This window comes from Pelosinus sp. IPA-1, assembly GCF_030269905.1.
GTDB lineage: Bacteria > Bacillota > Negativicutes > DSM-13327 > DSM-13327 > Pelosinus.
This window is the reverse complement of the sequence record NZ_BSVC01000007.1, coordinates 121,098-143,075: the sequence shown is the minus strand read 5'-3', so window position 1 is coordinate 143,075 and position 21,978 is coordinate 121,098. Positions and strand designations below refer to the sequence as shown.

Sequence of the window (21,978 nt, the reverse complement as noted above, 5' to 3'; positions counted from 1 at the left end):
ATTTATCCACTCTTCCTTGCCAATTTATTTTAATAGCGTTCTCCTTTCTTCCACTATAAAAAATCTCTTTACTCCCTTTCCATTTCGCATTAAAATAAACGTAATTAAATTAAATTTCTAAATAGGATGGAGGTCACTTATGGCTGGATGTAACGAACAAAACTGCACCTGTCCAAAAACAGATTGCGAACGGCACGGTAAATGTTGTCAATGTATAAATTTTCATCGTGAAAAAGAGAATCTTGTCTATTGCTTACGGAAAATTGCCAACAAGAACTAGTATCCTTTTAAGGAGCAATGTAGAAAGACCTTACCTAAATTGGTAAGGTCTTTTCCATTATTCGAACCACGTCATTATTTTTGTTAATAATATTAGTCAATGCCACTCTACACCCGGATTAGTTCTTCTTTATAACGTGCTTCTTTAACCAAAAGAAAGGCGGCAATCAGTAAGGCAAGCATAAGAGATATGCCAATTAAAAGTACTACCCCTTCCCATCCATACCAGCTGAGAAATTGCCCTCCCATTGTTCCAATTAGACTCGCGCCTACGTAGTAAAAAAGTAGATATAAAGAAGCAGCCTGCGCTTTATCAGAATGAGCACACTTCCCTACCCAGCTGCTAGCCACCGAGTGACTGCCAAAGAAACCATACGTAAAAATGGCAACGCCTATAATTTTTATATACAAATTAGCATGTAAGGTAATCAGACAACCTAGCAGCATAATACCTACAGACAAACATAAAATTTTAGAACTGCCACTATTGTCAGCAAGTTTTCCCATATAGGTGGAGCTAAAGGTACCAATTAGATATACTCCAAAAATACAACCAACAACAGTCTGACTTAAGTTATAAGGCGGAGACATTAATGAATAACCAATATAATTGTACAAGGTAACAAAGCTTCCCATAATTAAAAAGCCCGTCATATAGAGCAGAAATAACTCTGTATTTTTTAACTTTCTAGCCAAAGCAGGAACTACTTCTTTTATTGCTATGGTTTTAGGTGAAAAATTACATGAATCTGGTAAGCTAGCCCAGAACCATATGCTGACTAAAAGGCTGATCAGACCAATACCGACCAGGGCGATATGCCATGAAAAATAATCTGTCAAAGTACTGACAATAATACGTCCAGTTAAACCACCAACAGAATTGCCACTAATATAGATCCCCATAACCAAACCTGCAATACTTGGATCAAACTCCTCATTTATATAAGCCATTGCAATCGCAGGATATCCCGCCAGCATAATCCCCTGCAAAGCCCGCAAGGCTAATAATATTTCAAAGTTCTGACAGAAAGAAATAATGACAGCTAACACGGAAGAACTCAGCAAAGCTATACCCATTACTATTTTTCGCCCTCTTGCATCCGATAACCATGACATAGCTAACATAAACAATGCTAACAACCCTGTAACAAAGGATATAGAGAGACTCGCATAAGAAGGTGCTACTTTAAACTCTTGTGAAAAAACAGGAATCAAGGGCTGTGTACAATAAAGCAAAGCAAAGGTAACAAAACTACCTAAAAATAATGCGGATATTCCCCGCCAATACAAAGGATCACCCTTTTTTATATTTCCCCTCATAACATCCAATCCTTCTTCTTTTCTTTAACTTTCCTCTTCATTCTAAACTTGGATGAATCATATGTCCAATGCATCATTTTTATATAATCAATGTTATATGATTATATATCATCAGTTTGACATTTTAACTTCTCCTCGTTATGATTTAACAAAAGAGTTCTGATTATATAGCAGGAAAAGGTGGTTTGTTTCATGGAATGGCATCAACTTGAATACTTTAAGCTAGTGGCGGAGTTACAGCATGTTACTCATGCCGCTGAACAACTATCTATTTCTCAACCAGCCCTTAGCCGTTCCATTGCTAAATTAGAGGAAGAACTGGGCTTTCCCTTATTTGAACGCCGTGGAAAAAACGTTGTACTTAATCGTTATGGAGAAATCTTTCTCCAGTATGTTGAAAAGTCGATGCAGGAAATTACCGCAGGAAAACAAGCCATTCATGATTTAATTCATCCCGATCACGGCAGCGTATCCTTATCCTTTCTCCATTCCCTAGGATCAAATCTTGTGCCAGGTTTATTAAGTAAATTCCGCCTAACATGCCCTAATATACAATTTAAGCTTTATCAAAATACTACTACCCTCTTATTGGACCAACTGGAAAGTGGTGAAATTGATTTATGCCTCTGCTCTCCTGTAGCAACAAGAGAGCACGTGGAATGGGAACCTCTCTTTGCTGAAGAGTTATTTGTTGTTATCCCTCATGGTCATTCCCTAGATAAGCGTGACTCTATTGAACTTAAAGAAATTGCGGCGGAACCCATTATTACCTTCAAAAAAGATTATGGCCTCCGCATTCTAACAGATCAATTCTTTAAAGAGGCAAAAATCGATCCATATATCACCTTTGAAGGGGAAGAAATTATGACAGTTGCTGGACTAGTCGAAGCCAAACTTGGTGTTGCTTTAATTCCACATGTATTTGGCTTAGATAAAGCGAAGATTTCTTTCTTACCTATCTCTAAGCCCTTATGCCAGCGCACTATTGGTATCGCTTGGATAAAAGAACGTTATCTGTCTCCTGCTGCTCAAAAATTCAGGAATTTTGTCATTCAGTCATTCCAATAAAAATACTTTGCGTCCTTTTAGTCTACAGATCAAGCGACGGGTCCATGTTATTATAAGCGTAAGTCAAGTAACACGGTGAAGCGTTAATAATATGGACTCGAAGCGACCTATAAACAACAAAACTTATACTTTCTAGTACTAAAAACAATAAGACTTCTTCCCTTTACGGAAGAAGTCTTATTATTTTTGTGATACCTTAATGATTGTAAACTTCGGCATTATGAGAAGCAATATCAAAAATATAGTTTCTGTATCTCTTCTATAACTTCCTCCCCACGGCTTGACACCTGTGGAATAGAATAGCCGATAAAAATAGGGGAAGTAACAAGCCGTGGCATAATCTTGGCAGAAATTTGCCCCTCCAACTGGTAGAAAAATATATTATAACTATTACATCTTTTATGAAAATGGTTTAATAAATAGTGAGCAATGATTTGTACATAGTCAGCCATTTGATTCAACGCTTTTTCATCGTACAGTCTTACATTAAATTCACAAAACCCGACTCTTGGCTGTTTTGCTAGGTTTAACTCTGCACCACGACTTCTATGAATAACAGTTCCTTCTAAACTATTCGCCGTTATCCTTGTGGTATAATCTATATTTTTCAAACCAACAATTTGCATATGAGGATGCCTTATCGTGCCACCTGAACAGGGACCATGATTTTTATAAAAAAGCACAGAAGAAAATTCTTTGCTTTGTATCATTTCTTGCCATTTTTCCACGCTAAAATGAAATAAACGGTATAGATGTTCCTTTGAATACAGTGATAATTCAGAATGGCAATCCTCTGTTTCAATAATTAGAGTTTGAAAGGTATCCCTTAATACTGGGTATTTATTTTTTAATAAAAGGATGGGGCCATCTTCTGCGATCACACCCTCTAACTTTTCCCTACAGCAAAATGGACACTTCACTTCCGTATTTACAATATTCTCTGGTTTAAAACTACCAATCGTAGAGTCAAAAATTAAATGATTCGTTTCCGCCATACTATATCTCCCCTATAATCTTGAAATGATTCTTACCTATATAATAACCATTTCAAGATTATAGATAAATCTCCTTTAATAAATAAAAAAAACGCTTACGCGTTTTTTTCGAAATCGAAAGCATATAATTTCAACATAGCCCCAGTCTTGACTGATAACTAAAGAGTATTATCCTGCAAGGTACAAAGAGGATAAGAGCCAAAACTTTTAAACCATAAACTTTTTGTTTTTACTGCTTCTACAGCACTACGAACATTACTTTCTTCCATGCTGCCATCTAAATCGAAGAAAAAAATATAACTGCCGAGACCCGTACGTGCAGGTCTTGACTCTATTCTTGTAAGATTTACATCTCTCTTGGCAAATTCCTGAAGAATTTCACATAAACTACCTGGACGTGTACCATCAATTTGGCAAACCAAGGAAGTTTTATATTTACCTTGAGAAGAAGGATTAGCGGGGTGATTTCCTAATACAATAAACCGAGTACAATTCGTAGAACTATCCTGAATATCCCTAGACATAACCTGCAAATCATAAATACCAGCAGCACCGAGACTGCCAACTGCTGCATAATTTTCTAAACCGCTAGCAACTAAAGTGGCAGCATCTGCAGTACTGTTCATCGTCCGTAGCTCAGCTTCAGGATACAATTTTCTCAAATTCCGCCGACACTGGGCTAAAGCTTGGGGATGAGAGACGATCACCTTAATTGAATCCGTCTTTTCTTTAACTAACAGATTGTGCCTTACTGGCCAAATCACTTCCTTGATAATATACAATGTAGTTTCGTGGGCTAAGATATCTAAGGTGACATTCACTGAACCTTCTAGAGAATTCTCTACCGGCACAATACATTCCGCTACTTCTTTGGATTCTACTGCCTTAATCGCCATATCAATACTTGAGTAGGTTTTAAAATCTACTCGAGTATCTTGGTATAGGCAGAATGCCACTTCCTCGCTATAGGTGCCATGTGGCCCAAGATAACCTACTATTTTTTCTTTATAGGGCCTACTCCTAGTGAGAGTCATCCTTAGTACCTCCTATTACGTATAAGTAGTGCTATTTTGCAAAAAATTATTAAATAATTTCATGCCTTCAGGCGTTAATACAGACTCAGGATGAAATTGCACCCCCTCTACTGTATATTCCCGGTGCTTAAGCCCCATAATCAAACCATCTTCTGTTCGAGACGTTACTTCCAAACAAGCGGGCACACTTTCTGCCTCTACTAGTAGAGAGTGATAACGACCTGCAACAAAGGGCTGGGGTAGGCCTTGATAAATTCCAGTTCCACTATGGTGTACAAAGGATACCTTACCATGTACAGGCTTTGGCGCACGCACAACCCGCCCGCCAAATACTTCGGCAATTGACTGATGCCCAAGACAAATACCTAAAATAGGTACTTGCCCAGCAAATTTTGCAATTACTTCTTTGCTGATTCCTGCATCATCAGGAGTCCCAGGGCCTGGTGAAATAATAATAGCCGAATAATTTTTTGCGGCAATTTCCTCTACCGTGGTTTGATCATTGCGAACAACTTCTACGACATACCCTAAACTAGCAATGTATTGATACACATTATACGTAAAGGAATCATAATTATCAATAATTAAAATCATAATTCTCATCCTCCCCGATAACCTTAAATAGCACTTTCGCCTTATTTATAATTTCTTGGTATTCCATTTCAGGTACAGAATCAGCAACAATTCCAGCTCCCGTTTGAATTCCTACCTGTTCTCCATCAATCACCATGGTACGTATGGTTATGCAAGTATCCATATTTTTTCTAAAATCGAAATATCCTACAGCTCCCCCATAAGGTCCACGAGGTGCTTGCTCCAATTCATGTATAATCTCCATGGCCCGCACTTTAGGCGCACCACTTAGCGTTCCCGCTGGGAAACAAGCAGACAATACATCAATGGGCGAATATTTCGGATCAAGTACACCAGATACTTCAGAAACCAAATGCATCACATGAGAGAAGTATTCTACCTCCATCATGCGACGAACCTTTACTGTACCTGGCACACTCACTCGACCAACATCATTACGGCCTAAATCGACTAGCATACAGTGCTCCGCTCTTTCCTTTTCATCAGCTAACAATTCGGCTGCTAGAACTTCGTCCTCCTCCGAATTTTTACCTCTGGGTCTCGTGCCTGCTATCGGACAAGTAAAAATATCCCCCCCTTCTAATTTAACAAGGGTTTCGGGAGAAGCACCCACGATCTGACGATGACCTACATTAATATAAAACATATAAGGAGATGGATTAACTTGGCGTAAGCGTCGATACAAGGCAAAAGGTGTCTTAGTCAGTTTTTTATAAAAGGGCTTAGATAACACGACTTGAAATATATCTCCTGCTGCGATATATTCCTTCGCCTTCTTTACCATCTCTATATAATTCTCTTTGATAGAAGATTCATCGTCTTCAAATTTTGTTTTCATCCCTGATTCTTCTGTCCTACTACCTAAATTACCGGGTAGTACCACTGGTTGCTGCAACTTATCCATTAAATGTTTAAGCTGTTGTATCGCTTTTTCATATATCTTTTCGATGTCTTCCTGCAAATTTACACTCGCCAAATAAAGCAGCTTCGCAGAATGGGTCAAATGATCCAATACAACTATGACACGGCAAAACATAAACTCTCCTAACACTTCTTCATCATTAATCGTTAGCCCCCTAATACGTTCCCATGTCCCCACGGTTTCATAATTAAAGTACCCTACAGCACCGCCACTAAATGGTGGTAGGCCAGCGATATCAGGAAAGGAAAATCGTTCTAAGACTTGTTTTAGCGCAATGAGGGGCGGTTCATCAATGAGTTGCGTCTCTTCTTCCATGGTAACCTGTGATTGCTTGCTTTTCCCGGTAACTGTGACAAAAGGTTGTGCGCCAATAAAAGAATATCTACCAAAAGCTTTACTCGTATCAGCGCTTTCTAAAATAAAGCCAGGATCATTACCAGTAATTTTAGAATAAATGGAAACAGGAGTCTCTAGATCAGCAGAAATATCGATATAAACAGGAATCAAATTATGCTCTTTTGCCAAATGGCAAAAGTCACTTTGACTTGGAACTATCTTCACAATAGCCACTCTCCTCATCTAACCTTTTACGAATAGAGCGAACTAAGGTGCGAACCCCTGTAACACCTTCCGTGGTAAGTTTCTCTAGTATAGCACTACCAACAATCACTGCATCTGCGTACTGAGCAGCCCCAGCAGCCCCTTCTGGAGACCCAATACCAAAACCAATTGCCATGGGAATCTCCGTAGCCTGGCGAGCCGTAGCTATAACAGAGCCTATTTGACTATAATCAATATTTCGTACTCCAGTAACACCTGTATTAGAAACACAGTACAAGAAACCCTGCGCTTTCTGACTAATGTTATGAATTCGATTTGTTGTCGAGGTGGGGGCAATGAGCTGAATTAGAGAAACACCTTCCTTATTGCAAATATTCTCTAATAGAGGGGATTCTTCAATAGGTAGATCAGGTACAATTAGACCATTGATTCCTGCTTCAGCAAAAGCAGCAATAAACTTCTCCATCCCATAACCTATTATGCTATTTACATAGGTCATCACTACTAACGGTATCGCCGACTGTTTCCGTATTTCTTTTATTAATTGTATGGATTTTATTGTTGTAGCACCAGCTTTTAAAGCCAAGGTCGCTGCCTTTTGAATGACAGGGCCATCAGCAATAGGATCAGAAAAAGGAATACCAATTTCAACAACATCAGCGCCCTCTTTCTCCATTGCAAGAACTGCCTCTAATGTTGCCCTATAATCAGGATAACCAGCCGTTATATATACAATAAGCCCCTTTTTCCCAGAAGCCTTTAATCCTTGTAACTTCTCCTCCAAGTTCACCATCATAATCCCCCCATTACTTTTACTGCCATATCCACATCTTTATCACCACGACCAGAAAGGCAAACGATAACCGCCTCATCAGACTCTGTCTTAGGCATAATTTCTTCTAAGTAAGCCAAAGCATGGGAACTTTCAAGAGCAGGAATTATCCCCTCTACACGAGCTAAACGTTGAAAAGCTCCCAATGCTTCGTCATCAGTCACCGCTTTGTACTCTACAATCCCACTATCTTTAAAAAAGGAATGTTCTGGGCCCACTCCTGGATAATCAAGGCCTGCAGAAATGGAGTAAGGTTCTATAATTTGACCATCCTCATCTTGTAATAAATAACTAAAGGCTCCATGAAGTACACCTGGCCGCCCCTTTGTTAAGGATGCTGCATGTTCCGTTGTACTAACGCCTTTCCCTGCTGCTTCCACACCAATCTTAATGACTTCTTTATCATTACGAAAAGCATAAAATATCCCCATCGCATTACTGCCGCCACCTACGCAGGCTACCATATATTTTAGCTTTCCTATGGCTTGGTTTTTCATTTCTTCTTTCACTTCTTCGCCGATCACTTTTTGAAAATCCCGGACAATCATGGGATAAGGATGAGGCCCAACCACAGAACCAATAATGTAATGAGTATCCTCTACATTAGTAACCCAGTAACGAATGGCTTCGCTTGTGGCATCTTTTAACGTGCCCGTTCCACTAGTTACAGGTACTACTTCTGTACCTAAAAGACGCATACGAAAAACATTAAGGGCTTGCCTTTCAATATCTTCTTTTCCCATATAGACCCGGCATTCTAAGCCAAAAAGTGCAGCAACCGTAGCACAAGCTACTCCATGTTGACCAGCACCCGTCTCAGCAACAATTTTCTTTTTTCCCATCCGCCGAGCGAGTATAGCCTGCCCGATGGCATTATTGATTTTATGAGCGCCAGTATGAAGTAAATCTTCTCGTTTTAAATAAATTTTTCCCCGTCCATAATGTTCTGTCAAATTTTTGGCAAAATACAATTTCGTAGGACGACCAGCATATTCCCTTAGATAAAAACTCAACTCTGCCTTAAAAGAGTCCTCATCTTTTAATTTCCCATAACTCTCTTCTAATTGAAGCAAGGCTGGCATCACCGTCTCAGGCACAAATCGTCCTCCAAAATCTCCAAATCGTCCGTTTTTATCAGGCATGTAGAATTCCTCCTTGTTTTATATCCGTCATTTATCACGTTATTTTCGTAAAGCCATTTCTTGGGTCATACCACTAATGTCCTGCGCTCGAACCAATCCTTCCCCAACGAGTATTCCTTTGACTCCTGCCTGCTCTAGCCTTCTTGCATCTTCTCCTGTTTTAATGCCGCTTTCACTAATTAACAATACGTCGCTAGAACAATGAGGCAATAAGGAAAATGTATTGCTAATATCTGTCTTAAAGGTCTTCAAATCCCGATTATTAATTCCCACTAAGTTAGCCGAAGTTTTTTGTACTCGAAGAAGTTCTTCCAAGGTGTGAACTTCTACTAAACAATCTAGCCCTATTTCCTTGGCAACCCCTAAGTATTCTTCTATTTCTGCATCCGTTAACACAGCGGCAATCAACAAAATGGCATCTGCTCCTACCAGCCTAGACTCATACACCTGATAAACATCAATAATAAAATCTTTACGTAATATAGGTAAACTCGTAACGGCCCTTACCGCTGCTATATTTTCTAACTCTCCATTAAAGTGCAAATCGGTGTGAACAGAAAGAGCCGTTGCTCCATTTGCCGTATATAATTCTGCTAATTGAGTTTCTGTATAGTTAGTGCATAGTTGGCCTTTCACAGGAGAGGCTAGCTTACATTCTGCAATTAATGCCCAGGGAGCTTCTCTAATGGCCTTATAGAAAGAAAAGCAGCCTTTTTCTATACTATCTCGAAAACTAGACAGGGGCTGTTGCTCCTTGCGCCCTTCTACCTCAAGACGTTTTTTCATCACAATCTGATTCAGCATGTTACATTCCCTCTTTCTGCCTTACGAGCGGCAATAATAAACTGTTGGATTTTATCAAGATCCTTATTACCATTTGTTTCCACCCCTCCTGAAACATCAATCCCTTTAGGAGTCATTGTCTGAATTGCTAATGCAATATTCTCAGGCGTAAGACCGCCAGCTACCATTACCGGAAGTGTAACTTGACGGGAAAGACTCTTCATAGACTGCCAATCAAAGGTTTTTCCTGTTCCACCATATTGACCGGGCGAAAAACTATCTAATAACATCCAACTAACAGGATATTCCTTACACCTTTCAATAACAAACTCGGGACCTACTCGAAAAGCCTTTATAATAGGACGACCAACTAACCGGCAATACTCAGGGCTCTCTTCCCCATGAAGTTGGACAAAATCCAATTTACAACACTGAGCAATTTCTTGTACCTCTTGCAGAGATTTATTAACAAAGACGCCAACCTTACCAATGCCTTTTACTTGCTGCCCAATCTTTATCGCCTCTTTTACTGGGATCTGACGCTTACTCTCAGCAAATACAAAACCCAGTAAATCAGCCCCTGCTTCCTTAGCTGCCTGGGCTACCGCAATAGAGGTAATGCCACAAATCTTGATGATCATATTTTGCTTTCCTTATACCCTTGACTGAAATTTTTCAGTTCCTGCATTTTAGCTAAGGCAGCACCGCTGTCAATACTCTTGGCGGCAATTAGGATACCTTCCTTTATGTTTTCAGCCTTGCCTGCAACAACAAAGGCAGCTCCTGCATTTAGTAATACAATATCGCGTTTCGGACCGGATAAATTTCCTCGGAAAATATCCGAAATAATGCTAGCATTGTCTTCCGGCGTTCCGCCACGATATGCGTCTAAACCACTACCACTAAAGCCAAACTCAGTAGGATCAATCATATAAGTTCGGGTCGTTTTTCCGTTGACTTCTGTCACCTGGGTGGGTGCCGTTGTTGAAATCTCATCTAAACCATCCAAACCATGTACTACCATCGCTCTCTTTACTCCTAACATCCCTAAGGCTTCTGCCAGCTTATGAGTTAAAGAACGTTCATACACACCAATTAATTGATAGTTAGCTCCAGCAGGATTGGTTAAGGGTCCTAGCATATTGAATACAGTACGAAACCCTAACTCTTTACGGGGTTTGGCAGCATACTTCATAGCCTTATGAAAAGAAGGAGCATATAAAAAGCCCAATTTAATGGCAGCTACCGACTGGATTATACCTTCTGTGGGTAAGTCCACACGAACACCTAAAGCCGTCAGTACATCGGCACTACCACAAGAACTAGATAATCCATGGTTACCATGTTTGGCAACAACAACACCGCTACCTGCCAAGACAAAGGCTACCGCTGTGGATACATTAAAGGTGCCTGTTTTGTCACCTCCCGTGCCACAGGTATCAATCATATCTTTACTACCACATTCTATTTTCAAGGAATGGCTACGCATGGTTTCAGCAAAACCAGTAATCTCTTCAATGGTTTCTCCTTTCATCCGTAATGCCGTAATAAAAGCACCAATTTGTGCCTCACTCCCTTGCCCGGACATAATCATATCCATAGACTGCTGTGCACCTTGACGTGATAAATTTTCACCCGCGATCACCTGTGCTAAAAACTCCTTAAACATAGCCATTCCTCCTTACAAATTAACCTAATACCAGCACCCTAGATAACCCAAATGTTAAAAATGAATATAAAAAAACCACTCCGACCCGAAAGGGGCGAAATGGTTCGCGATACCACCCTAATTTGGAAAGCAAAGCTTTCCCTCTATTCAGGTACGGGATAGAAATCCGATACCCTAGCCCCATAACGGTGGCAACCGGTTCATCCTACTAACACAACGTGTTCGCATGAACAGCTCACAGGTCCATTCCATAACTTCTTTGGGCCGGTCATCACACCTCCAGTTTCCTGGTCACCGACTCGCTGATCCAAAGTTTGATTATCTACTCATCCTGATCATCGCTAATTACAAATTCTATTTACGCACATTCTATTCAAAATTTCCATCCTTGTCAAGAGTTTTTTCTCAATTTGTTCTCCCTTATTGCACAAGTGTTTCTTTCTTCTAACTTATATGTAACATTTATTAATTTTATATTAAAAATAAAACTATTACTTGACACTTTTAAATCTTTTGATATAATGAGAAACAGTTACTGGAAGTTCAGTAACTCAACTAAGCTTTATCGGAGGATGTTCTCATGACACTTCACATGCATAAAGAAATTGAACAACAATATTTTTACTTTTTTGGTTGGAGCTACTTTTTTAGCTTCGACTTTTTCGCTTGGAAAAAAGTAAATGTATGGTTTTTCAATGAGTATTTAGATGCGAATGTCAGGATGACATATACTGGATAATTACAATCCACTCCCTAGCATCTCTACAAGACTCATGTGAGTCTTATTTTTTTTACCTAGAATCAAATTATTCATGATAAAATAAAAAATTAGGAGGCTTTTACTTATGTTTATCGTATTACATCCTTCTGTAACAGCAGAACAAATCAATGAATTGAAAGCAGAATTAGAAAAAGGTGGTTGCAGTGCTTGGCCTACTTATGGAGAATTTCAGACCATTATCGGTGTTGTGGGCAGCACTCACAAACTTGATAAAGATAAGCTAGCTAGTAAAAACTATGTAGAGAAGGTATTATCCGTGCAAGAACCTTATAAAAAAGCCAATCGGCTCTTTCATCCAGAAAACAGTGTCTTTTCCGTTGGAAACCAAACCGTTGGTGGGAATAAATTAACCATCATTGCAGGCCCCTGCTCTGTCGAGAACGAAAACCAAATTGTTACGGTAGCCAATCAAGTAAAAGCAGCTGGTGCCGGCTTCTTGCGTGGTGGTGCCTACAAACCAAGAACATCACCTTATAGTTTCCAGGGTTTAAAAGAAGAGGGACTTGAATTACTCAAAATCGCCAGAAAAGAAACAGGGCTGCCAATCGTATCGGAAATGATGTCAGTTGCAACCTTGGACAAGTTTGTGGAAGATGTTGACATCATACAAATTGGTGCTCGTAACATGCAAAATTTTGATCTTTTAAAGGCGGTAGGTCAAACGAATAAACCGATCTTATTAAAACGAGGATTAAGTGCAACAATTGAAGAATTACTTATGTCAGCAGAGTATATAATGGCAGAAGGCAATGAAAATGTTATTTTATGCGAAAGAGGCATTCGTACCTTTGAAACTTACACACGCAATACTCTTGACTTGAGTGCCGTACTCGCGATAAAAAAACTAAGTCATCTTCCTGTCATCGTGGATCCTAGTCATGCCGCCGGAAAATGGTGGATGGTAGAAGCCCTCTCCAAAGCATCCATTGCAGTTGGTGCTGATGGACTCATTATTGAAGTACACAATGACCCTGCTAATGCTAGCTGCGATGGTCCACAATCCATTACACCGGAGCGCTTTTCCGCCTTGATGGATACCTTAGGCCAGCTTGCAAAAATTGAAAACCGGGCTATTTAATTTTCGCGGTAAAATTCCTCGCAATCGGAGAATTCTTCACTTCAGGAGGTTAACAAATGAGTGGCTCATGGGGTAAAAAAGTTCATTATACTATTTTTGGCGAAAGCCACGGAAAAGGGATTGGCATTACCATTGACGGACTGCCCCCTGGCCTAGAAATTGACTTGCAAGAAGTAACAAGAGAATTAGAACGCCGTGCACCTGGACGAAATCCGTTGTCAACAGCACGTAAGGAAACAGATGCCTTTACCATTTGGAGTGGTTTTTTAAATGGTAAAACCACTGGGAGCCCGCTATGCGCCATTATTGAAAATCGGGATCAGAAGTCCACAGACTATGATTCCCTCGCCTTTACATTTCGTCCTGGCCATGCCGATTATTCTGGTTCCGTAAAGTACAAAGGATACAATGACTTAAGAGGCGGAGGGCATTTTTCTGGCCGCCTCACGGCTCCTCTAGTCTTTGCCGGTGCCATTGCCAAACAGCTCCTTAGGCAGAAAGACATTTTTATCGGTGCCCATATACAGTGCATCGCTTCCACAGCGGAAGCTAACTTTGATGCCGTCACGGTTGACAAGGAAACACTTAACCAATTAGGTTATCAAGCCTTTCCTGTCCTTGACCCCTTGTTAGGTGAAGCAATGCAAGAATGTATTCTTGCTGCTAAATCTCGAGGCGACTCTGTCGGCGGCATCATTGAAGCAGCCGCTATTCACTTACCTGCTGGGCTGGGAGAACCTTTTTTTGACTCTTTAGAAAGTACACTGGCACATCTATTATTCTCTATCCCTGCCGTTAAGGGCGTGGAATTTGGCGCAGGTTTTGCTTTTGCTCAATTAAATGGCAGTCAGGCAAATGATGCCATGTATAACCAAAACAATAACATCATAACTTCTACCAATCACAATGGCGGTATCCTTGGCGGAATTACTAGTGGCATGCCCCTTATTTTCCGTGTAGCAATTAAACCAACTCCTTCTATCGCTCTTGAGCAACATACCATAAACAGCAAAGGGGAAAACGTCTCCATCTCCGTCGGCGGACGTCATGACCCTTGTATTGTACCCCGTGCTGTGCCAGTAGTAGAAGCCGTTACTGCAATGGCCCTATGGGATGTCTTATAGCAGGAGGTCGCAATGAAGAATATTGTACTCATTGGCATGCCCGGATCTGGTAAATCCTCGATTGGCGCTATGGTAAGCGAGAAGCTAAAAACTACCTTTCTTGATATCGACCACTATATTGAAGCAAAAGAACAAAAAAAAATTCCTGAACTTTTCCTATCAGGAGAAGCTTACTTTCGTCAAATAGAAAGTAACGCAGTCAAGGAACTCTATCGTGAAAACTCTCTAGTTATTGCCACTGGTGGCGGTATCGTTACTCGTCCAGAAAACATGGAACTTCTGAGAGAAACAGGTATTATATTTTATATTGAACGCCCCCTTCCAATGATATTAGCATCTTCTGATCTTACCACTCGTCCCTTGTTAGCCAAGGATAATAATAAAATATATACACTTCACCAAGAACGTAAACACCTGTATGAAACCTATTGTCATTTTTGCATTCCAAATCACGGAATTCTAGAAAATGCTGCCGAACAAATAATAGCTATTATGAAAGAGTCTCAATAATTTTAATGAAATATTAGTATAAAAAAGATAAGGCATCACGGCTCTTCCGTGATGCCTTATCTCTTATTTCGTATCTTGAATTTCTTTTATCAAATCTTTATATTCAGGATATTTAGCATAAAGTGGAGCAACTGCTTGCTTAAATAATTCTTTATTAGGAGTAATAATATTGACGCCTTGCTCTTTTAGCTTATCCATGGACTGCTTTGTAAATTCACTCCATAGTTGTTTCTGATACACTGTAGAATCTTTGGTAGCTTGCTGAATCAACTCTTGATCTTGTGGCGAAAGAGAATCCCAAGTTTTCTTACTAATGATAATTGTTTCAGGAACAGCTACATGCTCCGTAATGGTATAGTACTTCGCTAATTCATAATGCTTAGTAGAGTAAAAGCTTGGTGGACTATTTTCTGCCGCATCGAGCGCTCCTGTCTGAAATCCTGGATACACATCTAAAAATGGAGTCGTGAGAGGTTCTCCACCCATAGCGGTAATCATTTCTTTTTGTATTTTAACATCTAGTACTCTTGTCTTCTGCCCTAATAAATCCTGAGGGGATTGGATTGGTTTTTTGGAATAAAAGCTACGTGCACCAGAATCATAGTAACCCAACCCCACAAAACCGTCTTTTTCTAGGCCTTTTAGTAGTTTTTTTCCTATCGGACCATCAAGTACTTTCCACTCATGATCCGCATCGCGAAAAAGAAAAGGTGTCATAAATACATTAAGTTCTGGAGAATAACCCACTAATGAAGAAACGCTTATTCGCCCAATATCTAACGTTCCCGCCTGTGTAGCATCAAGAATATCCTTTCCATCCCCTAAGATAGCACTGCTGTACACTGTCATCTTAATATGTCCATTGCTTCTTTCTTCTAATAATTTTGCCATGTACCTTAACCCTTTAGTTGTGGGATAGTCCTCTGGCTGATTATCTGTAGCTTTTAGTAAAATAACTGATTTTTCTTTGGACACTGTAGTTGCATTTTTCGCATAAAGGCTGAAACCTGCACCAATTATGAATATGATCGCAAATACTATTCCGGCTATTTTATAATATCCTAGTTTTTTCATAATATCGCAGTTAACCGTTCAGCTAAGGAACAATTAACCTACCCCCTTTTTTACTTCAAATAAATGACATACACTATAACTTAAACTGGCTCACTGTTTTTCGCAATTTTTCGGCTAAATTTGTTAAATCAATGCTAGCAGAAGCAATTTCCTCCATTGTTGCCGATTGCTCCTCAGAGGTACTAGAAATCGTCTGGATATTTGTAGAGGTATTATGAGTGATTTCTCTTATATTCGTTACAGAATCAACCATTGTACCACTTGCTACGTTCAATGTATCCGCTGCGGTGCTAATGGACTGAATTTGGCTATTTAAGCCCTCAACTAACATAACTATATTTTTAAATTGGTCCCCTGTATTGGAAATTACAGCAGTTCCTTTATGTACTTCTTGGGTTCCTTGATCCATTATCGTTATTGCATTTAACGTTTCCTTCTGAATATCTTGAATGATTAAAGCGATTTCTTCAGAAGCGCGATGAGATTGCTCTGCTAATTTTCGTACTTCATCAGCAACAACAGCAAAGCCACGCCCAGATTCTCCCGCTCTAGCAGCTTCAATCGCTGCATTAAGAGCTAACAAATTAGTTTGATCAGCGATTTGCCGAATTACACTAATAATTTCCCCAATTCGCGTGGAACTCTGATTTAGTTGTTCGATATTCTGAGCCGATTTTGTTACTACATCATTTATCATTGCCATTTGATTAACGGCTCCTAAAACGGCACTTCCACCTTCTTTTGCAACCTGTGCCGTTTGTGCTGAGTTTGAAGACACAGCCATTACACTATCTACTATATTACCAATTGTCACAGACATCTCTTGGGTTACTTTCGTAGTATGCTGCACACCTTCTTCTTGTTTAAAAGTATCTCCCGCAACATTACTAGCGATTTCAGCAGTATAGGTAACGGACCTAGCAGTTTCCTCGGTACTCGCATTCAGTTGTTGACTTGCTGCTGAAACTTGCTCAGTTGCCATAGCTACCTGCTGAATCAAGTTTCTAAGTTTGCTCACCATTACATTGAAAGAGCCAATTAAATCTCCAATCTCATCATTATATTGGTATTTTACAGATTTTGGTGCTAAATTTCCCTCTGCTATTTCTTCGGCAATTTTAGCTACATTCCCAAATACACTACCAATTTTCTTTCCTAAAATAGTCGCAGAGAATATGAGTATCAAAAAGATACTTATATCAAGCAGCGCAATAATTCTTTGCATTGTAGCAATGGATTCATTTGTTTCATTTACTTTTTCACTAATTTCTTGATTAGTGAAAACTATAAAGTCATCCATGATTTTTACCACTGCATCTGCTCTTTGCCCTGTTGAATCCATGTATTTAATCGTATCTTGAATTCCTACTTTATCCCGAACTTTCAGCCCTTGTTCTAATGTTTGATTATAGGTCTTAACAGCCATTTTTAAGACGGCAACTTCCTTTACTGCTTGAGGAGAAGTCATCTTTTTCTCTAATCTTTCTAGGGTATCTGCCGTCTTTTGTTTGGAATTTTGGTATAATTGAGCATAGTTTTGGTTTCCAGTAAGTATGTACCCTCTAATTTGCGTGTTTTGATACCATAGCTCTGTATTTACATCCTTAACATCTTGGATTTCAGGCGTTACTTCAGTAATAAGATAACTATACTTGTCCTTGGTTTGGTTAATTTGATAGAAGGTATAAATATTAATGCTAACAAATAATGATAATAAAATAATAGCCGCTAAAATAATCTTCCTGCCGATGGTAATTCGCATAGACCGAGCCTTTTGAAAGTAAAGAATATTCTCACTTTCAAAAAACTATTTCACCTACCTTTCTAATCTTTTTTACAAATGAATGGTAAATTTGAATCATACCATTTACTTATTTCTTACTTTTTTAATTAAATTAAGTTTAACATATTGTTAACAAAATTGTAACTAATAAAAGCAAAAAATTACTAAAAATCCCAGACGTTGCTTATATAAAGTCGATATTTAGATCACTGCCACCGCCCTTTACCAGCACGCTTTCCGTAAGGAACAATTCCACTATGCAAATTATAACATTTTTCGTCATAGTTCCCCGTTTTTTTTAACTATTCAATTCAATTTTTATAAAAAATAAAAAATGCCTTATTGTAACGTAAAACACATTACAATAGGGCATCCAACATTTACTTTCTAAAAAATTTTAATAAGTTATTACTTCAAGAGCTCCGCAGCCATCTCTCCTAATAATGCCGTAGATGAAACAAGGGCTTCTTCATTAAAGTCAAAGCGAGAATCATGATGCCCTGCCATTAATTCCGTTCCTACAATTAAGTAAGTTGCCTGTCCGCCTTTTTGCTGGACGCGTTCCATGAAGTAAGTACAATCCTCGCTGCCTCCAAGGTTGACAGAAGGTATGACTTCATCGAATAAACCACTATTTACGGCTACTTGCTGAAGTCTAGCTACCAATTCCGGATTACTTTCACATCCAACAGCGCCGCCCATTTCTGTAAGTTCTACTGTGACATCATACATAGCAGCTGCAGCTTTTAGAATTCGTACCGCTTCTTTATACATATATTCGTTAATTTCACTACTAGTACCCCTAGTTTCTAATTTCAAGACTGCATTCGCTGGCACTACATTTCGGCCTGTTCCAGCCTGTATAAATCCTACATTAATCCGCGATGCTCCTTTACTATGGCGTGAAATAGCATGAAGGTTCAAAGCCGCCGCCGACACAGCAAGTAACGCGTTACGCCCCACTTCTGGTGCGGCACCTGCATGAGCAGGAACACCAGTGAAAACTGCGTCTATCTTCGTAGTTGCTAAGAATCCCTCAGTATGACAAGTCACGGAATTGCTCTTTTTTAAAGCAAAACCTAAATGCATACCAATTAGATAATCTACATCATCTACCACACCACGAGTTACCATCGCTTTCGCTCCCCGAACCCCTTCCTCTGCTGGCTGGAATATGAGCTTTACTGTTCCTTTTAATACATTTTTTAAGCCAACCAATACTTCAGCTAGAGCTAAGCCTACTGCTGTATGGCCATCATGACCACAAGCATGCATAGCTCCTTTATTGACAGAAGAAAAACCTTCTTTATAAGGCCTATGTCCCTCTACTTCAGCCTCTACCACATCATTGGCATCCATGTCAAAACGAAAAGCTACTGTAGGACCGGGCTGAGAAAAATGCATAATACCAACCACCCCAGTCTTACCGCCTCTCATTTTTGCTAACCATGCTGGATTAGCCCCTTGTTCTAAAGCTCTTTTTTCCTGTTCTGCCAATTCTTTTGTTGATGGCACCCCCATCATTGCTTCTTGATTAATAACTTCTTCCCCAGTAAGTACTTGATAACCAAGGCCCGTTAAGGCATCTGCTACAATGGAAGCCGTCCGAAACTCAGTCCATGCAACTTCCGCATAATTGTGAAAGTCTCTGCGACGAGTGATAATTTTTTCGCTCTGCGTCTTAGCTAATTCCAAAATCTTTGAATTCATTTCCAATCTCCTTTATCTTTACTAAATCACTATTATCCTTTCCATTAACCAAACATAGCGGTTATTAAAGTGAGAACCATATTTCAGTTTTGAAATGAACACTAATACACTTAACGTGTTTTAGTCCACTCTTCCGTGGCTGCAATAATAGAATAAATGCTAGCTGACATAAAAAAATTCTTTATTTTTTCCAAGAAAATCCTTTTCTAGTAATTTTCCGGATTGCGGATAATAGTATTTCTGTTCCAGCTACCACATCATCTATACTAGCAAATTCCGCAGGATTATGACTGATTCCTTCTTTGCATGGTATAAATACAATACCTGTAGGAGCAAAAGACGCTAAGTGCATAGCATCATGTCCCGCACCACTCGGCATCAACATGCTTTGATAGGGGAGTTCGCTACATACCTCCTGTAACACTGCTGTCATTTCTTTTGATAACTGTACAGGCACTTCATCGGTAATGGTAATAATCTCAATACCTACATTTCTCTGTTTCTTCATTCTATCCATCGCCGCTAAAAGCTCACTCACTACCCACTGCTTGCTATCTAGAGAAATACTGCGTATATCAATTCCTAGCTCTACTCTTCCTGGAATTACATTGATTGCGCCTGGATCTGCCTTAATAACTCCTGTTGTCCCCACCACGCCTTGGTTTCCAACCGAGCTTGCCAACTGTTCCACCTGTAAAATAACTTCGGCGGCAGCCGTTAATGCATCTTGCCGCATATGCATTGGAGTGGCTCCTGAATGGTCTGCCTGCCCCGTAATAATTACCTTTAAACGGGTAGGTGCTGCTATGCCAGTAACAATTCCAATTTGTTTTCTCGTTGTCTCTAACACTTTCCCTTGCTCAATATGTAACTCCAAAAATGCCTTAATCGGGTCCCCATACTGGGCTTTGTTAATGTTCTCTGGCACAAGCCCTCTTTGCCTAATTGCTTGACTTAAGGAAATGCCATCCTTATCCTTATATTGCTCTAACTTTTCAAAAGAGAGCTTACCACAAAAGGCTTTGCTGCCCAAGGTAGCAACCCCAAAACGACTCGATTCCTCCGCCATAAACACAACGACTTCAATTGGATGATCATTTATTTCCTGTGTATCCTCTAAACATTGCAATGCTTCTATTGCCCCTAGTACACCAACAACTCCATCATAATTCCCCCCATTAGGGACACTATCAATATGAGAACCTAACATTACTACGGGCTCATTAGGACATACACCATTTCTTCGGCCAATAAGATTACCAAACCCATCAACTCGAACTGTAAGTCCCGCTTGCTTCATAAGTTCTATGATTACTTCACGTGCTTCCCAATCTTTGTCACTAAAGGCCAGTCGTGTAATGCCCCCTCCTTCCTGATTTCCTATCATTGCTAGGCGTTGAAAATTTTGTTCTAGTCGCTTATAACTAACCATGCAATCATCTCACTTTTTCAAATTTTAGTACCATGCAACCCCTATACAAAGTAAAAATAAACACCTAGGTCTATAGACCTAGGCGCCATTGCCACTGTTGAAAACTTCCATTTAAGTGTAAACCTTTTATTTCACAATGTCAATATAATACCTTTTATTGTAAAAAGTGACAAAGTATTCGCAAATTTATTCTTGCTGTGATATATACCAATATGGTAAGCCAACAAAAAGTGCACCACCAATAAAGTTCCCGATGGTTACAAAACTAATGTTATACAAAAATCCTGTTACAGTAATGCCTTCCAGAGTAGGCATGATAAGTACCGTAGATAATAAAGTCATATTCGCTACACTATGCTCAAATCCCGTTGTAATAAAGGCAAATAAGCACCAAAAAACCATAATCAGCTTTCCCGTCTCCTCCTTCATTTTGAAAGAGCACCAAATTGCAAGGCAGACCAGTATATTACACAATATTCCTCTTACGAACAGTTCACTCCATGGTAATGTCACCTTGGTATGAGCAACCTTAGCCATAAAAATAGCTGTACTTCCTTGCGCAAGCCCTGATAAAACAAATAAGTAGGATATTAAAACCGAGCCTAATAAATTACCGATAAAACTAATAAGGTATATATTCATTGACTCACGGATTGTCACTTTCTTTTCCATGTTGCCAATTGTCATAACCATATTATTACCTGTAAAAAGCTCAGATCCTGCCATAATGACTAGGCTTAAGGCAATACCAAAAGAAATTCCCATAATAATTCGTACTGCCGAAGAATCAGCCTGGGATAATAAACCACCGATACTAAAAATAAGCAAAATGCCAAACCCTACGTACATTCCTGCAAGAACTGCTGAAAGTAAATACTTCAAAGGACTTTTTTTGAGAAACTTACTCTTTCCCTGAGCAGCAGTTGAAAGTTTGTTAATCTCTTCGTAGTACATATAAACCTCCAAAACCTAATGACTATTCTAAGTAGCTAACATCATCTTATCTCATAAAAATAATATGGTCTGTGATTAATATCACCAAGTTGTGCCGCCATCCAGAAAAACAAGTCAATAGCGCTCACATAAGAACTTAGAGATAACCATCATAATTAAAAAGCTACTGGAACATTCCAGTAGCTTTTAAAAAGAGCCCGTAATGATCTACGCTACAGCCAATACCGATCATTACATACCTATACGCAATCTTTCGACTACCCACAAGCATTACACAACCGATACTGACCTTTGCTCGACTGCCACAGATACCTACCGAACCGGTCGCAATCT

General features: G+C 39.5%; 19 protein-coding genes and 1 other annotated feature. Of the genes, 4 read left to right on the top strand and 15 right to left on the bottom strand.

Features of this window, described 5'->3' with window-relative positions; translation table 11 throughout:
- Positions 1–387 precede the first annotated feature (387 nt).
- Positions 388–1,599, bottom strand: a complete 1,212-nt coding sequence (locus QSJ81_RS17740) for an MFS transporter (RefSeq protein ID WP_285718682.1) — start codon at positions 1,597–1,599, stop codon at positions 388–390.
- Positions 1,600–1,791: 192 nt separating this feature from the next.
- Between QSJ81_RS17740 and QSJ81_RS17735 the strand changes: the two genes are divergently transcribed.
- Positions 1,792–2,667: a LysR family transcriptional regulator gene (locus QSJ81_RS17735; protein WP_285718681.1), complete on the top strand. Its 876-nt coding sequence runs from the start codon at positions 1,792–1,794 to the stop codon at positions 2,665–2,667.
- 233 nt (positions 2,668–2,900) lie between these two features.
- On the opposite strand, the gene QSJ81_RS17730 is transcribed toward QSJ81_RS17735, so the two are convergent.
- The 9 genes from QSJ81_RS17730 to trpD form a co-directional block, all read right to left on the bottom strand.
- Entirely contained in the window at positions 2,901–3,662 is a 762-nt protein-coding gene (locus tag QSJ81_RS17730; protein ID WP_285718680.1) for a DUF4931 domain-containing protein, read from the bottom strand.
- Between the two features lie 158 nt (positions 3,663–3,820).
- The gene (pheA, locus tag QSJ81_RS17725) at positions 3,821–4,696 is read right to left on the bottom strand and encodes a prephenate dehydratase (protein ID WP_285718679.1); all 876 of its coding nucleotides are present in this window, start codon (positions 4,694–4,696) and stop codon (positions 3,821–3,823) included.
- A 15-nt stretch (positions 4,697–4,711) separates the two neighbouring features.
- Positions 4,712–5,290, bottom strand: coding sequence for an anthranilate synthase component II (locus QSJ81_RS17720; RefSeq protein ID WP_285718678.1), 579 nt, complete (start codon positions 5,288–5,290; stop codon positions 4,712–4,714).
- Positions 5,274–6,773, bottom strand: coding sequence for an anthranilate synthase component I (gene trpE / locus QSJ81_RS17715; RefSeq protein WP_285718677.1), 1,500 nt, complete (start codon positions 6,771–6,773; stop codon positions 5,274–5,276). The genes QSJ81_RS17720 and trpE overlap by 17 nt, the downstream gene beginning before the upstream one ends.
- A complete protein-coding gene (gene trpA / locus QSJ81_RS17710) occupies positions 6,748–7,569 on the bottom strand; it encodes a tryptophan synthase subunit alpha (protein WP_285718676.1) in 822 nt (273 codons plus the stop codon). Before trpA ends, trpE begins: the two co-directional genes overlap by 26 nt.
- Positions 7,566–8,747, bottom strand: coding sequence for a tryptophan synthase subunit beta (gene trpB / locus QSJ81_RS17705; protein WP_285718675.1), 1,182 nt, complete (start codon positions 8,745–8,747; stop codon positions 7,566–7,568). The genes trpA and trpB overlap by 4 nt, the downstream gene beginning before the upstream one ends.
- Before the next feature lie 39 nt (positions 8,748–8,786).
- Positions 8,787–9,551, bottom strand: a complete 765-nt coding sequence (trpC, locus tag QSJ81_RS17700) for an indole-3-glycerol phosphate synthase TrpC (protein WP_285718674.1) — start codon at positions 9,549–9,551, stop codon at positions 8,787–8,789.
- Complete coding sequence (locus QSJ81_RS17695; RefSeq protein WP_285718673.1) at positions 9,545–10,171, bottom strand: phosphoribosylanthranilate isomerase; 627 nt, start codon at positions 10,169–10,171, stop codon at positions 9,545–9,547. Before QSJ81_RS17695 ends, trpC begins: the two co-directional genes overlap by 7 nt.
- Positions 10,168–11,199 (bottom strand): anthranilate phosphoribosyltransferase, encoded by a 1,032-nt coding sequence (gene trpD / locus QSJ81_RS17690; RefSeq protein ID WP_285718672.1) that lies wholly within the window; start codon positions 11,197–11,199, stop codon positions 10,168–10,170. Before trpD ends, QSJ81_RS17695 begins: the two co-directional genes overlap by 4 nt.
- Before the next feature lie 87 nt (positions 11,200–11,286).
- Positions 11,287–11,547 (bottom strand) — a binding site (T-box leader).
- Between the two features lie 497 nt (positions 11,548–12,044).
- Between trpD and aroF the strand changes: the two genes are divergently transcribed.
- From aroF to QSJ81_RS17675, 3 genes are read left to right on the top strand one after another with little or no spacing between them, the layout of a single operon-like run.
- Positions 12,045–13,058, top strand: a complete 1,014-nt coding sequence (gene aroF, locus QSJ81_RS17685; protein ID WP_285718671.1) for a 3-deoxy-7-phosphoheptulonate synthase — start codon at positions 12,045–12,047, stop codon at positions 13,056–13,058.
- Positions 13,059–13,114: 56 nt separating this feature from the next.
- Positions 13,115–14,182: a chorismate synthase gene (gene aroC, locus QSJ81_RS17680; RefSeq protein WP_285718670.1), complete on the top strand. Its 1,068-nt coding sequence runs from the start codon at positions 13,115–13,117 to the stop codon at positions 14,180–14,182.
- A 12-nt stretch (positions 14,183–14,194) separates the two neighbouring features.
- Positions 14,195–14,692 carry a shikimate kinase gene (locus QSJ81_RS17675; protein ID WP_285718669.1) on the top strand — a complete coding sequence of 166 codons (498 nt, stop codon included), beginning with the start codon at positions 14,195–14,197 and terminating at the stop codon, positions 14,690–14,692.
- Positions 14,693–14,755: 63 nt separating this feature from the next.
- Here the strand turns inward: QSJ81_RS17675 and QSJ81_RS17670 are convergent, their stop codons facing one another.
- The 5 genes from QSJ81_RS17670 to QSJ81_RS17650 all read right to left on the bottom strand — a co-directional run bounded on the left by QSJ81_RS17670 (position 14,756) and on the right by QSJ81_RS17650 (position 21,645).
- A complete protein-coding gene (locus tag QSJ81_RS17670; protein WP_285718668.1) occupies positions 14,756–15,766 on the bottom strand; it encodes a TRAP transporter substrate-binding protein in 1,011 nt (336 codons plus the stop codon).
- A gap of 73 nt (positions 15,767–15,839) precedes the next feature.
- On the bottom strand, positions 15,840–17,528 hold the full coding sequence (locus QSJ81_RS17665; RefSeq protein ID WP_285718667.1) for a methyl-accepting chemotaxis protein: 1,689 nt from the start codon (positions 17,526–17,528) through the stop codon (positions 15,840–15,842).
- A gap of 429 nt (positions 17,529–17,957) precedes the next feature.
- Complete coding sequence (locus QSJ81_RS17660; protein WP_285718666.1) at positions 17,958–19,259, bottom strand: amidohydrolase; 1,302 nt, start codon at positions 19,257–19,259, stop codon at positions 17,958–17,960.
- 181 nt (positions 19,260–19,440) lie between these two features.
- The gene (locus tag QSJ81_RS17655) at positions 19,441–20,691 is read right to left on the bottom strand and encodes a M20 family metallo-hydrolase (RefSeq protein WP_285718665.1); all 1,251 of its coding nucleotides are present in this window, start codon (positions 20,689–20,691) and stop codon (positions 19,441–19,443) included.
- A gap of 186 nt (positions 20,692–20,877) precedes the next feature.
- Positions 20,878–21,645 (bottom strand): formate/nitrite transporter family protein, encoded by a 768-nt coding sequence (locus tag QSJ81_RS17650; protein WP_285718664.1) that lies wholly within the window; start codon positions 21,643–21,645, stop codon positions 20,878–20,880.
- Positions 21,646–21,978: the final 333 nt, after the last annotated feature.